Genomic DNA, 14,661 nt, shown 5'->3' with positions numbered 1-14,661 from the left:
CTGGCTGCAAGCCGCCATGTCCTGCGCCGTAGTGAACAGAAACGATGTAAGTCAAATTAAAGGGAGTTCCTTAGCCATCCGGCGGAGGAACTCCCTTTTGATTAATATGCGCTGCAGCTTAACTGGCGGCCAAGTAACATCTGTATCAAAATGCCCCGCATGACGGTCAGTAAGACCGGCAGTGTGAGGCTTCCCGGAACGCCACCGTAACGGACTATAGTGTGCTAACTAACTCTTCCGATGGCTGCAAACGCGCTGCCGCTCCGGCCGAATCCAGCCGCCGGCCCAGTCTCAGCTCCGCGCCGCTGGCCCGCGCAACGGCTCTGCGCCGCCAAGCCCCAGCGGCGCGAGCGCAGCTACTCCTGCTTGCCCTCCACGGCGCAAAGCAGGATGCCTGCCGCCAGGCCGAGGCGGCGGTCCAGCTCGCCGCGCCGGTCTTCCGTGAAGTCGGCGATGATCTTGGTGACGAACGGGTTGATATTTTGCCGGAACGCAGGGATGGTCTGATGCCGCAATACGATGTTGTATTGCTGCGGAATCAGGGTGATCACCCGCCGCAGCAGCGCCATGAATGTGCTGTCCTCCTTGATCGCGCCAAGCTCGTGGTCCTGCCGGTCCAGTATGGTCCACTCGTCCTTGACGATGGATTTCAGCCCCTTGCGCCGCAGCGCGCCGATGTGCTCGCCGGTCTCCGAATCCCATACGTCGAAGGTGGCGCTGAAATCAATCATTTTGCGGGCCTTGATGCGCAGCAGTTCCTTCTGCATGTTCTCATCGGAATAAAGCGCAATATCCTCCTTGAGCTTAAAAGCCTTCATCTCCGAATACCCGACAAGCTGCTCTGCGTTGTTGTAGATGTGCAGCCGGGCGCCCATGATGGAGAATACCTTCTTACGGATCGTATATTGCGTGTAGCCGAATGTTTCGTTCACAACAATCCCCCCTTGGTTGCATCTATCATCTCACAGGCCGGCCGCTTTTTGCTATCATAATCAGCTTATCCGCGATTCTAGCACTGTGGTGCGGATTCTAGTACCTTGACCCATTCAAATACCAGGGTATAAGTGCTTTAATTCCCCTAAACATGCATGCAACTTTACATGAGAGCTAAATCAAACTAAAAGTAATAATTTTACAGTTGGCTTTGCAGGCTCAAAGAAAAAAGAACAACGACACCTTAAATCGTAGGTTTGGTTACCAAATAAAGGTATATATTATTTGTTATTCCAAAATTATTTTTACCGTTGCTCGCTTCTCTTTTGTTTCCACTAGAGTTTCTGCGGGCTTAGGAACTTTTTGCCTTCCTTTAGAACGACGAGTCGGTTCGCGATTTAGCGCTTCGACGAAAATATTCCAGTCTTTCATGGCGTAATACCTCATCTTTCGCAGCATGCTCCATACACTTAGGGTCGGCTGTACTTCTAAATGGATGAGCTGACAAAGCAAGGCCGTAATGATTCCGATGTAACATTGGACCCACACTGCATGTGGGTGGTGATTATGGAACGTTACGGTGGCCAGGTGCTGCTTGATCCATTTAAAAAACAGCTCAATTTGCCAGCGACAGCGGTAAATTGAGCTAACGTCTTCGGCTGAAAGATCCTGGCGATTTGTAATGACCTCGTACATTTTTCCATGCTTATCTTGGAATTGTACAAGGCGAACGCAAAACGTTTGGCCCGAGTTTTTATCCAGAATCTCAACGTCAGCGTCCCAAGTAATAGGGCTGCTACCTGAAACGGGATGCTCGGTCAGCACGGTGTACTTTGTCTTTGCACGAATCCGGGCTACAAAAAGCACCGTTCCTTCCGACCATTCTCTGAAGTTTCCGTAGTGTACGTAGCCACGGTCAAAAATGTAGGTGATTTCTCCAGGGACAACCAGATATTTGACCGCTTGTTGATCCGACACACCGATAGTGGAGAGGACGATCTCATCCGGAAAATGGCACCCAGCTTCCAGCGAAAGCAGCCGCGTATGGATTTTGACACCCTTGGTCTTGTTTTGATAAAACGCCCAATCCCCGAGTATATTGGGTAGCGAAAGGCTCGTTGAATCGACAGGTGATAACTTTCCAAGGTGCTTGATGCCCTTGGCATTCGCTTTTCGCCTTTTTAATTCTTGAACGAGTTCGCCAAACAACCACTCGAGATAAGCAAGAGGAATGGTGTCAAGCTTGCGGTTCAAGGTTGATTCGTGAATGGTCGTGAGTCCGGTAATGTCCTGAAGTTCCGCATTCGTTTCCAAATGGAGCACAATGTCGGAAAGAGTCCGCCTCTGCTGCAACTGAGCTTCTACAAAAAGAGTAATCGCGGCTCCGACGGTAAGTTTTTTTGAATAGTGATCTGCGAACGGACAACGAAAAGAATTTAACATTAAATACTGTAAGTACTTGCGTAAAACTGAATTTTGCGATATGTTACCCATGGTTGAGCTCCTTTTGTGGAGAGATGTGGGTAACCTGCCTACTCTCTCTACATTAGGGCTTTTTTCATTTTTCACCAGAGTAAACTCATCTTTTTTATCCATAATTAGCTAACTATTTCAAATGAATTTTCATGTTAGCTTTGGTGCATGTCTAGTGCTTTAATTCCCTCTAGCTGCTCGGTTATAAAGTGCCATTGCATCGATTTCTGTCCTGCTTTTCATTAGGTGAGCTTGGCTTGCGGATTATGGTCGATTTTTCAACTACGTTTGCCCTGTCTACCATCACTTCAGCCCATTGTGGTCGGTTTTTTGACTACAATGGGTCTGTTTTCCTCAACGGCAAGACATTGTGGTCGATTTTTCGCCTACGTTTGCCCTATTTACCTTCACGGTAGCTCATTATGGTCGATTTTTCGCCTACAATAAGATTGATTAGCCGGACTGTGCTGTTTGTCGGCCTGTTTACGGGAAAGGAATGCTGGTGCGGACGTCCCCAGCCTTACTTGCAAATAGATGGTTCATAGCTACAATTCGATGCGGTCAAGGTACTAGTGCGGCGGACGAGAGGCTTTTCATATTTTTGAGGGAGTTGTCTCATATTTGGCCAGGCAGGTTCATAGAGTAGAGATATAGAGCTGAAATGAACAATCTTTGCCAAGAAGAAGGAGCTGACCAAACGATGAGAAAAAGAAACAAGTTCAAGCATGCCGTATACATGCTCTCGGCCCTGGCGATGCTGCTGTATGCGCTGCCGCGGCTGTCCTTCGGGAACGGGCCGGGGTGGGTGCTGGGCTTCGGGCTGGTCTGGTGTGCGTTCGCATTTCTGGTGATTGCGGCCCATATGCATTTCCTGCTGGGTGTAGACGAGGAGAAGCAGAAGCGGCTCGACGCGGTCCGCAAGCATAAGCTGGAGCAGTGGCAGGAGCAGTGGACTGAGAAGTCGAGGGTCGCCGGACGATAATAGTCGCAGCCATTTTACCTGACAATAAGTGTCACTCTGAAAAAAGGCGTCCCCTGACCGTTTCCGGTTCCTGCGGGCGCCTTATTCGTTGCCGGAACCATCACCGTGTAACTAGGTTGCCAACGGTTTCCCGCGCTCCCTCAAAATTGCTTGCGGCATTCCCACCGCCCCCTCAAAATTGCCACGGCATACTCGCCACTCCCTCAGAATTCCCCATGGCATTCCCGCCGCCGAAAGCGCACAAACAGCCCCCGGAATCGGGCTCTGCTTTCTTAATTATCATTTCAGGCCCTCTGCAATTATCTCTTCAGGCCCTCTGCGTCAAACAACGTTCAATTCCTGCCCTGTATCTGCTGCAATGACTTGCGAACCGTACCGCTGGCGGTTAATATATAGGTACAGAATGATACAGATCGGACCCTGGGGGTGTAACAGTTGGAGAGCCAAGGCGACAATATAACCAAACATGAACAACTGCTGCAGCACATTGAGAGCTTGAAGGTCGGCACCAAAATTTCGGTCCGCAAGCTGGCACGGGAAATGGTAGTCAGTGAAGGTACGGCGTACCGCGCCGTGAAGGAAGCGGAGAATCTCGGCATCGTGATCACCAAGGAGCGGATCGGTACGGTCCGTGTGGAGAAGAAGCCGCGCAACATCTCCGATCAGCTGACCTTCGGGGATGTTGTCGATATTGTGGAGGGCCATGTGCTCGGCGGGGCGGACGGGCTGGGCAAGCATTTGCACAAATATGTCATCGGTGCGATGAAGGTGGACGCGATGGTCCGATACATCGACGCCGACAGCCTCCTGATCGTCGGTAACCGCGAGGATGCGCACTTGCTGGCGCTGGAGCAGGGAGCGGGGGTGCTCGTGACAGGGGGCTTCGGGACCAGCCGTGAGGTGAAGGCGCTGGCCGATGAGCTGGATTTGCCGGTGATCTCCTCACGCCATGATACGTTTACCGTGGCGTCGATGATTAACCGGGCGATTTTTGACCGTCTCATTAAGAAAAAGATTATGCTCGTCGAGGACATCATCGAGAGCAAGCCCCGTCTGCATACGCTTAAGACCTCCAATACCGTCGCCGATCTGCGGATGCTGTCGCAGGAGAGCGGGGAGCAGCGCTTCTCGGTCACCGACGAATGGAACCGGGTTATCGGCATCGTCGGCAAGCGGGATGTCGAGGATCTGCCCGCAGAGCACAGCATCGAGAAGGTGATGGTCCGCAGCCCGATTACGGCCGGACTTCAGACCTCGCTCGCTTCTGCCGCGCAGATTATGGTGTGGGAAGGCATCGACTTCCTGCCGATTGTGGACCGCAACCGCAAGCTGGTCGGCTCGCTGACCCGCAGAGAGGTGCTGCAGAGCCTGCGCGATGTCAGCAACCAGCCGCAGCTCGGGGAGACGTTCGACCACCTGATCTGGAACGGATTTGCCGAGGAACGGGACGAGGAGGGCAAGCTGTTCTTCCACGGCTTCATTACCCCGCAGATGGCGACTAATCTCGGCACGATTTCCGTCGGCGTGCTTTCCACGCTGATGACGCTGTCCGCTTTTAAAGCGGCCAAGGATATTACCGGCAACGATTATGTGCTGGACAACATGTCCACCTATTTCATCCGCCCGGTGCAGATTGAGCATTCGATTATCGTACTGCCCAAGCTGCTGGAGATCAGCCGGCGTACCTGCAAGCTGGAGATCGAGATCAGCCACAATGAGACGATGGTGGCCAAGGCGGTGCTGACGCTGCAATCGATTGATCACGGATAAGTTATATATTGAAGAATTAAGAGCCCCAGGCTGCTGGGGTTCTTTGGGTTTCAGCTCGAACAGCCAATGTCAATGTCAGCCCCGCGCCGACGGACGGATTTCGACCCAGATTTGCAGCACGCCCTCCATGACCAGCATGGTGCGGATGCTGACGGCGTACTCTTTTTCACGGACGATATAGATTTTGCCGTCCAGCAGGAGGCGTGCCAGCTTGCCGTCGGTGTCAATCTCGAACATGCTGCGGCCGCGCATCGGCTCCAGATCCTTCGTCATTTTGACGACGATTTCCTTGGCCGTTGCCGGGTCCAGTGCCGCCTCACCGTCCTTGTCCCTGCTCTCTTCCGCACGCAGCTTGATCTCGCGGATCACCGTGGAGGTATTGTTGTATTTCTTCAGCGTCTGAATGTCCTTGCGGTACTGCTCCATTTCCAGGCGCATTTCCTGATTGTCTCTCCAAAGCACGCTATACCCCGCATGAAATATTGAATTGTACAGCACGGAACCCGCGACCATTCCCAGCACAAATACGGCGGAAATCTGCGAAAAGCGGCGGTAGCGGTGAAACGGCGGCACTCTCATTATTCATTCACCCCTTGCCGCAGACCCATTTGACCAGCTCGCTGCCCATGTGGGCGCCCAGGAAGGCGAAGACGAGATAGAGAATCTGCTTGATGGCGGGCGACAGGTTGCCGCCGAGCATATTGCTCTCAATAACCCTCATCGGGTCGATCGTCCCGCCGACGGCGGCGGCCAGGGCCCAAATCTTGATCCGGTCCGCGATTTCCAGCATCGTCTGGGTGGGGGGCTGCAGCGAGACCGCCGCACCGACGCCGCCCAGCATGGCGCCGCCCAGTACAATGCCGAAGGCAATAAAGAAGTCGAGCGCGGCTTTGCTTAAGAATACATTCATACATGCGCTCCTTTCATGGATTATCGGAGGGGGCTTATACAGGTATTATTGCTATGGGTGCAGGCGGTGCTCTTTGAAACAGCGCCGGCCTGTCCCCGGTGTATCTAATCCATTCTATGGGCGGCTCCCGGGGGAATATGATAAAATAGTTAGATCATATGCTTTGATTTTGGCAGCTGAAGGGAAGTGGGGACGTTTGAGCCCATTCGTGCATTTGCATGTGCACAGCGAATACAGTTTACTGGACGGGGCCGCGCGCATTACTGATCTCGTGCGCCGGGCCGGCGAATACGGCATGACATCGCTGGCGCTGACCGATCACGGAGTGATGTACGGGGCCGTTCCCTTTTATAAAGCCTGCACCGCCGCAGGCATCAAGCCGATTATAGGCTGCGAGGCCTATTTGACGGCAGGCTCGCGCCGCGAGCGGGGCAGCCGCAAAGACCAGCCGATCTATCACCTGATCCTGCTGGCGAAGAATCTGAACGGCTACAGGAACCTGATGCGGCTTGTTTCCATCGCCCATCTGGAGGGTCAGCATTACAAGCCGCGTATCGACATGGAGGCGCTGGCCGCCCATGCCGAAGGCATCATCTGCCTCAGCGCCTGTCTGGGCGGGGAAGTGCCGCAGCATTTGCTGCACGGCCGGGACGAAGAAGCCCGCCGGGCGGCGCTGCGGTACAAGACCATCTTCGGCGATGATTTCTACCTGGAGCTGCAGGACCACGGCATGCCCGAGCAGAAGCGGGTCAATCCGAAGCTGATTGCGCTGGCCGGGGAGCTGGACATCCAGCTTGTCGCCACCAACGATGTCCATTATCTGGAGCGCGAGGATGCCGAAGTGCAGGATGTGCTGATCTGCATCGGCACCGGCAAATCCGTGGACGATGAAGACCGGCTGAAGATCGGAACGGATCAGCTCTACCTGAAGAGCGGCGAGCAGATGGCCGCCTTGTTCCCGCATGTGCCGCAGGCGCTGGAGAACACGCAGGCGATTGCGGAAAAATGCAATCTGGAGTTAACCTTCGGCGAGCATATTCTTCCTGAATATTCACCTCTGCCCGAAGGGCTGGATGCCGCCGCATACCTGCGGCAGCTGTGCCTGCAGGGGCTGGAGGAGCGTTATGCCGGCCCTGGCGGCTGGCCTTCGCCGGAGCTTGAAGATACAGCCCGGCAGCGGCTGGATTATGAGCTGGGCGTCATCGAGAAGATGGGCTTCAGCGATTACTTCCTGATCGTCTGGGATTTCATCGCCTTCTGCCACCGCCAGGGCATCGCCACCGGACCGGGGCGCGGCTCCTCCGCGGGCAGCCTGACCGCCTATTGCCTGCGGATCACCGATGTAGACCCGCTGAAATACAACCTGCTCTTCGAACGCTTCCTCAATCCCGAGCGGATTACAATGCCCGATATCGACATCGATTTCAGCGATGAACGGCGCGATGAGGTTATCGCCTATGTTGTCGATAAGTACGGGCATGAGCATGTGGCGCAGATCATCACCTTCGGCACGATGGCGGCCCGCGCCGCTGTCCGGGACGTCGGGCGTGCGCTTAATCTGCCGTATAACGAGGTGGACAAAGCGGCCAAGCTGATCCCCGGACAGCTTGGTATCAGCATCGCCAGGGCACTGGAGAGCAGCCCTGAGCTGAAGGTGATGTATGACAGCAACCCGAAGACGAAGGGGCTGCTCGACATGGCGATGAAGGTCGAGGGGATGCCCCGGCACGCCTCGACGCATGCCGCCGGAGTCGTCATCTCCAAAGGCCCGCTGACCGACAATGTGCCGCTGCAGGCAGGCAGCGAGAATACGGCGCTGACGCAGTACTCCATGGAGAATCTGGAGAGCGTCGGCCTGCTCAAGATGGATTTCCTGGGTCTGCGCACCCTCTCCATTATTGAGCGTACACTGGACTGGGTCCGGGAAATGACGGGCAGCGTGCCTGATTTCCGCAGCATTCCGGACAACGACCCGCTGACCTATGAAATGCTCGGGCTGGGCGAGACCACCGGTGTCTTCCAGCTGGAGTCGGCGGGCATCCGCCGCGTGCTGAAGGATTTGAAGCCAAGTGTATTTGAAGATATTATTTCCGTGCTGGCCCTGTACCGTCCGGGCCCGATGGAATTTATTCCTAAATATATCGGCGGCAAGCATGGGGAATTCGAGGTGGAGTACCCCCATCAGGACCTGGTGCCGATCCTTGCCGATACTTACGGTATCATCGTGTACCAGGAACAGATCATGCAGATCGCCTCGCGCATGGCCGGCTTCTCGCTGGGCGAAGCCGATCTGCTGCGCCGTGCGGTCTCGAAGAAGAAACGCGAGACGCTGGACCAGGAGCGCAGCCATTTCGTCGAAGGCAGCCTGCGGCTGGGCTACGGGGAACAGGATGCCAATGCGGTCTACGACATGATCGTGCGCTTCGCCAACTACGGCTTCCCGCGTGCCCATGCCGCCGCCTACGGCGTGCTGGCCTTCCAGACGGCTTATCTGAAGGCGCACTATCCGGTGCAGTTTATGGCCTCGATGCTGACGGCTATCATGGGCAATCACCGCAAGGTGGCGGAATATGTGCTGGAATGCCACCGCACAGGCATCGGCGTACTGCCGCCCGATGTGAACGAGAGCGGCGTGCTGTTCACGCCGGTGGCGGGAGAAGGTGCCGGCGATATCCGCTTCGGTCTGGGTGCAGTCAAGAATGTCGGCACGCTTGCGGTAGAGAACATTATGGCGGTCCGCCAGGAACGTCCTTTTGACAGCCTGCTGGACTTCTGCCGCCGCGTGGACCTGCGGGTCTGCAACAAGCGCGTCATCGAGTCGCTGGTGCAGGCCGGAGCGTTCGACCGGCTGCCGGGCCACCGGGCGCAGCTGCTCGCCATGCTGGACGAGACGGTGGATGCGGCGCTCAAATGGCGCAAGGAGCGCGAGGAGCTGCAGATTCAGCTGTTCGACGATCTGATCGAGACACCGAACTGGGAAATCCGTTACCCGGAGATTCCACAGTTGAGCGTGGGCCAGCAGCTTGAGCTGGAGCGCGAGCTGCTTGGACTCTACCTTTCCGGTCATCCGCTCGACGACTACGCGGAGCTGCTGGAGGAGCCGGGCATGCAGCGGCTGATGGATCTCGGCGAAGCCGAGGACGAGAGCATGTCCGTGACGGCCGGGATGGTGGTGTCCGTCAAGGAGATTACCACCAAAGCCGGCAAGGCCATGGCCTTCGTGCAATGGGAGGACCAGATCGAGCGCTGCGAGGTGGTGTTCTTCCCCGAGGTGTGGAAGCGCAGCCGCAGCATGATCGCCAAGGGCGCGCTGCTGGCGCTGCGCGCCAGGGTGCAGCAGGAGGACGAGGGCTTCAAGCTCCTCGCCGAAGAAGCCGCGCCGCTCGACGCCGGCGCGGTCCGCGGGCTGCTGCAGCGGAGCCGCGCCGCAGCGGCCCGCGCTTCCGGCGCCGCCCGCACGCCGGGCGCCGGTGCCCCCGCGCGGGCAGCCGGCCCGCGCAGCGCCTCTGCCGGCGCAGCGGTCCGGGCAGAGCCTGCAGCGGCGCCAGCCGCCGCAGGGGCCACGCCGGCCGCAGCAGCGCAGCAGGCGCGTACCAGGCCGGCTGCAGCTGCGGGGCAGGCACGATCCGGGCCGGCCGAGAACGGCCCGCGCGTCTTCATCAAGATCACGCCGGATGCCGAGAATCCGGCGCTGCTGACCCGCCTCCAGGCGCTGCTGCAGAGCCATCCCGGCCCGTCCGCAACCGTGCTGTTCTACGAACGCGACCAGCGGCTGCTCGCATTGAGCGACGCTTACCGGATCAGTCCCACCGGGGAGCTGGTCGCCGCTGTCGAAGACATGCTGGGAGCGGGCACGGTGCGAATAAAGTAAGCACATATTTGTGACTTTCCGCATACATTAGGGAACCACAGGGCATTGTCCCGTGCGGAAAGGAGAGTGGCCATATGTCTTACCAATTGGCGGCGGATATGCTGGAACGCAGGGGTGTCACACTTGCTTCCATCGCGGAGATCGTATATATTTTACAGTCGGCGTATTATTCCGATTTAACTCATGAGGAATGTCTGGCGAGCGTGAAGGCCGTACTCGGCAAAAGAGAAGTGCAATATACGCTGATGACAGGCGTAGCGCTCGATGAATTGGCAGAGCAAGGCGTCCTGCCCCAGCCGCTGCAGGCGGTGATGGAGGCGGACGAATCGCTGTACGGGGCGGACGAGACTCTGGCGCTCGGGATAACCGGGGTGTACGGGATGATCGGGCTGACCGGCTTCGGCTACCTCGACAAAATCAAGCTGGGCATCATCGGCAAGCTCAATGACCAGGAAGGGCGGATTCATGTGTTCCTGGATGATCTCGTGGCCGGCATCGCGGCCGCCGCATCGGCGCGGATCGCCCACCGCCACGAGGGAGCCAGGGTATACCCGCATCACACCGGGACGGAATGATCCTCCATCCGGCATTAACAAAATTTGGGCCTCCCGGTCCTGCTTCCTTTGTCCTACTCCTGTTGCGGGTGCAAAGAAAACTGTGTTATCATGATTCCAATATACGGGTACGGCCGGGAATTTAGATTAGGGAGGCTTTGTCAGGGCATGTGGACGGTAATATACATTGCGCCGACCGCCAAAGTGGCGGATATGATTCAAAGCAGGCTGACGGAAGAAGGATTTATGGTGAAATGCCGCCCGATCAATATGTCCAAGCAGCAGTTCGAGATTCTGGTTCCTTCCGGCGAGCTTGAGGAAGTGCAGGAAGTCCTTAATCTGATTTTGCATCCCTAGAAGCGAACAGGCGGGTAGAGCGGAGGCTTCTTCCGCTTGGAGGTACAAGCTTCAACAGACCGCCATTCACGACCCTGCGCAAAGCGCCATGCACGCCCTGAACTAGACTGAGCAGCAGCCGCATGGCTACTGTATTTGCAAATAAACGGCTGAAGAGGTGCGACCTTGTTTAAAGATTTATTTCAAAAGAAACGGAAGTACGCCACGATCCCTTCAGATCGTCTGGAGCGGAGCGGCGGAGCCGCTGAAGGCGAACGCCCGAAGCGGGAAATCCCGGAAGGGCTGATGAGCAAATGCAGCAAATGCGGAAGCATCCAGTACAGCAAAGAGCTGGAGAAGCATTTGAAGGTATGCCCTTCCTGCGGCCATCACATGCGTCTTAACGCCTCTGAGCGTATTGCCATGATGCTGGACCCCGAAGGGTTTATTGAATTTGACAGCGAAATGTCATCTGTTGACCCGCTGAATTTCCCGGGATACGCCTCCAAGCTGGAGCAGCAGCAGTCCAAAACCGGACAAGTTGAGGCCGTCATTACCGGTCAGGGGACCATCGGCGGACATCCGGTGATTATCGCCGTGATGAATTTTGAGTTCTTCACCGGCAGTATGGGATCGGTCGTCGGCGAGAAGATTACACGGGCGGTGGAAGAAGCCACCGAGCGAAAGCTGCCGATGCTGATCTTCTCCACCTCCGGCGGAGCACGGATGCAGGAGAGCATTCTCAGCCTGATGCAGATGGCCAAGACCAGCGCGGCGCTGGCCCGCTTCAGCGATGCAGGGGGTCTCTACATCTCGGTGATTACGGACCCGACAACCGGCGGAGTATCCGCGAGCTTCGCGAGCCTTGGCGATATTATCATCGCCGAGCCCGGCGCCGTCTTCGGCTTTGCCGGACGGATCGTCATTGAACAGACCATCCGCCAGAAGCTGCCCGATGATTTCCAGACGGCGGAATTTAATCTGCAGCACGGCCAGCTGGATATGGTGGTGCACCGCAAGGAGCTGCGCTCCACATTGACGAAGCTGCTGGAGCTTCATGACGGGAAAGGGGGATTTTAAGATGGCGGGAGAGTTGCCTTTTGAAATGCCTCTGATTGAAATGCGCAAGAAGATCGGGGAGCTGCAGCAGTTCGGAGAAGAGAAGGGCATTGATTTCAGCGATGAAATCGCCCGTCTGGAGGAGCGCTACCGTGTACTGGCGGATGAGATTTATTCGAATATCACAGCCTCGCAGAAGATGCATCTGGCCCGGCACCACGGCCGGCCTACCTCGCTGGATCTGATTAACCTCATCTTTACGGATTTCATTGAACTGCACGGTGACCGCCAGTTCGGTGACGATCTGGCCGTGGTTGGCGGAATCGCCCGGTTGAACGGCCGTCCGGTGACGGTGATCGGGCAGCAGCGCGGCAAGGACACCAAGGACAACATTCAGCGCTTCTTCGGCAGCGCGCATCCGGAAGGCTTCCGCAAGGCGGTACGGCTGATGAAGCAGGCCGAGAAATTCGGCCGTCCGATTGTTACCTTCATCGACACCAAGGGCGCCTATCCGGGGAACACGGCCGAAGAGCGCGGCCAGTCGGAAGCAATCGCCCGCAGTCTGTTCGAGATGTCCCGGCTGAAGGTGCCGGTGGTCTGTGTCGTCATCGGCGAAGGCGGAAGCGGCGGAGCGTTGGCCCTGGCCGTCGGCAACCGTGTGCTGATGCTGGAGCACGCCATCTATTCGGCGATTTCACCGAACGGCGCCGCGTCGATCCTGTGGAAGGATGCCGCGAAGGCGGAGCAGGCGGCGGAAGCGATGAAGATTACGGCGGCCGATCTGCTGGCGAATGAAGTTATCGAAGAGATTGTTCCCGAGCCCCAAGGCGGGGCCCACCGCGATTATGAGGCGACGGCGGAGGCGATCAGGGAAACGGTCTGGCGCCATTTGCAGGAGCTGTCCCTGCTGGATGCCGATGCGCTCATCGAAGACCGCTACCGCAAGTTCCGCAAGATCGGCGAGTTCGCTGAGCCGGAGGCCGAGCCTGCCGTGCTTGAAGAAGAGCTGCGCGGAGCGGAGTGAAGAGTCCCAGCGGATTTGTACTTTCCGCACTATGCCTGGCTGTGTAAGGTATGCCGGGTGAAGTTTGATTTTACTATAATAAGAATCCCGCCGATCTGGCGGGATTCTTATGTTTCGGGGTCCCAAGTACAGCGGAATTCGACCGGATTTTACACGAAAACCTCGCTGCAACATTGATTTTGTCTCCAAGTTGCAGTAATATTCATAAGGGCACAGTATATGGCATATGTGATAAAGTTCCTATACAAGCATCAAGCCTTATAGTAGATTTTGTAGTTGGAAAAAGTGAGACAGAGAGAACGAAAAAACGGAGGAAAACCTAATGCGGAAAAGTAAAATTGTATGTACAATCGGACCTGCGAGTGAGTCGTTGGAGAACATCAAAAAGTTGATTTTGGCTGGTATGAATGTAGCCCGTCTGAACTTCTCCCATGGCGATTTCGAAGAGCACGGCGGCCGTATCAAAACGATCCGTCAGGCTTCGCAGGAACTTGGCAAGACTGTTGCCATTCTGCTCGACACCAAAGGACCGGAAATTCGCACAGGCAAGCTGGAAGTAGAACCGATTGAACTGGTTCAGGACGAATACCTGACACTGACTACGGAAGAAATCCTTGGCGATCAGAACCGTATCTCGGTGACTTACGCGGATCTTCCTAACGACGTTCAAGTCGGATCGACCATTCTGATCGACGACGGTCTGATCGGATTGACAGTTGTTGACATTCAGGGCACTGAAATCAAGACCCGTATCGTAAACGGCGGAACGATCAAGAGCAAGAAGGGCGTTAACGTGCCTGGAGTTGCTATTTCCCTGCCGGGTATTACGGAAAAAGATACCAACGACATTATCTTCGGGATCGAACAGGACATTGATTTTATCGCCGCTTCCTTCGTCCGCAAAGCCAGCGACGTTCTGGAAATCCGCACACTTCTGGAGAAGCACAACGCTTCCCACATTCAGATCATCTCCAAGATCGAGAACCAGGAAGGCGTTGACAACCTTGACGAAATCCTGGCTGTATCTGACGGTCTGATGGTTGCCCGCGGTGACCTTGGCGTGGAAATTCCTGCTGAAGATGTGCCGCTCGTGCAAAAAATGATGATCCGTAAATGTAATGTTGCCGGCAAGCCGGTCATTACAGCAACGCAAATGCTGGATTCCATGCAGCGCAACCCGCGTCCTACCCGCGCTGAAGCGAGTGACGTGGCTAACGCCGTATTCGACGGAACCGACGCTATCATGCTGTCCGGCGAAACAGCTGCCGGGAAGTATCCGGTAGAATCCGTACTGACGATGTCCCGCATCGCCGAGAAGGCTGAATCTGCGCTGAACCACCGTGAAATCTTCATGAAGCAGCAGATCGCCCAGGAAACAACGGTTACCGAAGCAATCAGCCAATCCGTGGCCATTTCTGCGCTGGATCTGAACGCCAAAGCGATCATTTCTTCCACCGTTACCGGCCACACAGCACGCGTCGTTTCCAAATATCGTCCGAAATCGCCAATCATCGCGGTGACGACTCAAGAAAGAACTATGCGTCAGCTGGCTGTTGTATGGGGCATTACGCCTGTATACGGCAAAGAAGCCACTTCGACCGACGAGCTGCTGGAAACCGCACTTAAGGGCGGCAAAGCTTCCGGACTGGTTAAATCCGGTGATCTGGTAGTGATTACTGCAGGTATCCCACTGGGCAAATCCGGCTCCACCAACCTGGTGAAAGTGGACACCATTCCTGCCGACTAAGC

At 56.1% G+C, this 14,661-nt stretch carries 12 protein-coding genes; 8 read left to right on the top strand and 4 right to left on the bottom strand.

All coding sequences use genetic code 11. The features are described from left to right. Positions 1–356: 356 nt before the first annotated feature. Both F1379_RS05520 and F1379_RS05515 read right to left on the bottom strand, forming a co-directional pair. Positions 357–932, bottom strand: coding sequence for an LURP-one-related family protein (locus tag F1379_RS05520; RefSeq protein WP_150267221.1), 576 nt, complete (start codon positions 930–932; stop codon positions 357–359). A gap of 289 nt (positions 933–1,221) precedes the next feature. Next, the gene (locus F1379_RS05515; protein WP_162551083.1) at positions 1,222–2,427 is read right to left on the bottom strand and encodes an IS4 family transposase; all 1,206 of its coding nucleotides are present in this window, start codon (positions 2,425–2,427) and stop codon (positions 1,222–1,224) included. A 679-nt stretch (positions 2,428–3,106) separates the two neighbouring features. Between F1379_RS05515 and F1379_RS05510 the strand changes: the two genes are divergently transcribed. Both F1379_RS05510 and F1379_RS05505 read left to right on the top strand, forming a co-directional pair. Beyond that, positions 3,107–3,388 (top strand): hypothetical protein, encoded by a 282-nt coding sequence (locus tag F1379_RS05510; RefSeq protein ID WP_150267217.1) that lies wholly within the window; start codon positions 3,107–3,109, stop codon positions 3,386–3,388. Positions 3,389–3,823: 435 nt separating this feature from the next. Beyond that, positions 3,824–5,158, top strand: coding sequence for a DRTGG domain-containing protein (locus F1379_RS05505; protein WP_150267215.1), 1,335 nt, complete (start codon positions 3,824–3,826; stop codon positions 5,156–5,158). 75 nt (positions 5,159–5,233) lie between these two features. Here the strand turns inward: F1379_RS05505 and F1379_RS05500 are convergent, their stop codons facing one another. Beyond that, positions 5,234–5,737 (bottom strand): sporulation membrane protein YtrI, encoded by a 504-nt coding sequence (locus F1379_RS05500; protein ID WP_150267206.1) that lies wholly within the window; start codon positions 5,735–5,737, stop codon positions 5,234–5,236. A 7-nt stretch (positions 5,738–5,744) separates the two neighbouring features. Beyond that, the gene (locus F1379_RS05495) at positions 5,745–6,068 is read right to left on the bottom strand and encodes a YtrH family sporulation protein (RefSeq protein ID WP_150267204.1); all 324 of its coding nucleotides are present in this window, start codon (positions 6,066–6,068) and stop codon (positions 5,745–5,747) included. Positions 6,069–6,264: 196 nt separating this feature from the next. Here F1379_RS05495 and F1379_RS05490 point away from each other — a divergent pair, with 196 nt between their 5' ends. The 6 genes from F1379_RS05490 to pyk all read left to right on the top strand — a co-directional run bounded on the left by F1379_RS05490 (position 6,265) and on the right by pyk (position 14,659). Then, complete coding sequence (locus F1379_RS05490; protein WP_150267202.1) at positions 6,265–9,939, top strand: DNA polymerase III subunit alpha; 3,675 nt, start codon at positions 6,265–6,267, stop codon at positions 9,937–9,939. A 74-nt stretch (positions 9,940–10,013) separates the two neighbouring features. Further along, positions 10,014–10,514: a phosphatidylglycerophosphatase A family protein gene (locus tag F1379_RS05485; protein ID WP_150267200.1), complete on the top strand. Its 501-nt coding sequence runs from the start codon at positions 10,014–10,016 to the stop codon at positions 10,512–10,514. A 147-nt stretch (positions 10,515–10,661) separates the two neighbouring features. Next, on the top strand, positions 10,662–10,850 hold the full coding sequence (locus tag F1379_RS05480) for a glutamate decarboxylase (protein WP_150267199.1): 189 nt from the start codon (positions 10,662–10,664) through the stop codon (positions 10,848–10,850). Positions 10,851–11,015: 165 nt separating this feature from the next. Beyond that, on the top strand, positions 11,016–11,909 hold the full coding sequence (accD, locus tag F1379_RS05475; protein WP_150267197.1) for an acetyl-CoA carboxylase, carboxyltransferase subunit beta: 894 nt from the start codon (positions 11,016–11,018) through the stop codon (positions 11,907–11,909). A gap of 1 nt (position 11,910) precedes the next feature. Continuing rightward, on the top strand, positions 11,911–12,912 hold the full coding sequence (locus F1379_RS05470; RefSeq protein ID WP_150267195.1) for an acetyl-CoA carboxylase carboxyltransferase subunit alpha: 1,002 nt from the start codon (positions 11,911–11,913) through the stop codon (positions 12,910–12,912). Positions 12,913–13,234: 322 nt separating this feature from the next. Further along, positions 13,235–14,659 (top strand): pyruvate kinase, encoded by a 1,425-nt coding sequence (gene pyk / locus F1379_RS05465; RefSeq protein ID WP_150267192.1) that lies wholly within the window; start codon positions 13,235–13,237, stop codon positions 14,657–14,659. Positions 14,660–14,661: the final 2 nt, after the last annotated feature.

Source organism: Paenibacillus tepidiphilus (genome assembly GCF_008635795.1).
Taxonomy (GTDB): Bacteria; Bacillota; Bacilli; order Paenibacillales; family Paenibacillaceae; genus Paenibacillus_AQ; species Paenibacillus_AQ tepidiphilus.
Note: the sequence above shows the minus strand (reverse complement) of the source record. Positions and strands in the feature narration are given on the sequence as shown.

Excerpts from the sequence above, each read along its gene's own strand:
- F1379_RS05510 (WP_150267217.1), top strand. The coding sequence starts at position 3,107 with ATGAGAAAAAGAAACAAGTTCAAGCATGCCGTATACATGCTCTCGGCC.
- F1379_RS05485 (WP_150267200.1), top strand. The coding sequence starts at position 10,014 with ATGTCTTACCAATTGGCGGCGGATATGCTGGAACGCAGGGGTGTCACA.
- F1379_RS05495 (WP_150267204.1), bottom strand. The coding sequence starts at position 6,068 with ATGAATGTATTCTTAAGCAAAGCCGCGCTCGACTTCTTTATTGCCTTC.
- F1379_RS05470 (WP_150267195.1), top strand. The coding sequence starts at position 11,911 with ATGGCGGGAGAGTTGCCTTTTGAAATGCCTCTGATTGAAATGCGCAAG.
- F1379_RS05480 (WP_150267199.1), top strand. The coding sequence starts at position 10,662 with ATGTGGACGGTAATATACATTGCGCCGACCGCCAAAGTGGCGGATATG.
- F1379_RS05515 (WP_162551083.1), bottom strand. The coding sequence starts at position 2,427 with ATGGGTAACATATCGCAAAATTCAGTTTTACGCAAGTACTTACAGTAT.
- pyk (WP_150267192.1), top strand. The coding sequence starts at position 13,235 with ATGCGGAAAAGTAAAATTGTATGTACAATCGGACCTGCGAGTGAGTCG.
- F1379_RS05500 (WP_150267206.1), bottom strand. The coding sequence starts at position 5,737 with ATGAGAGTGCCGCCGTTTCACCGCTACCGCCGCTTTTCGCAGATTTCC.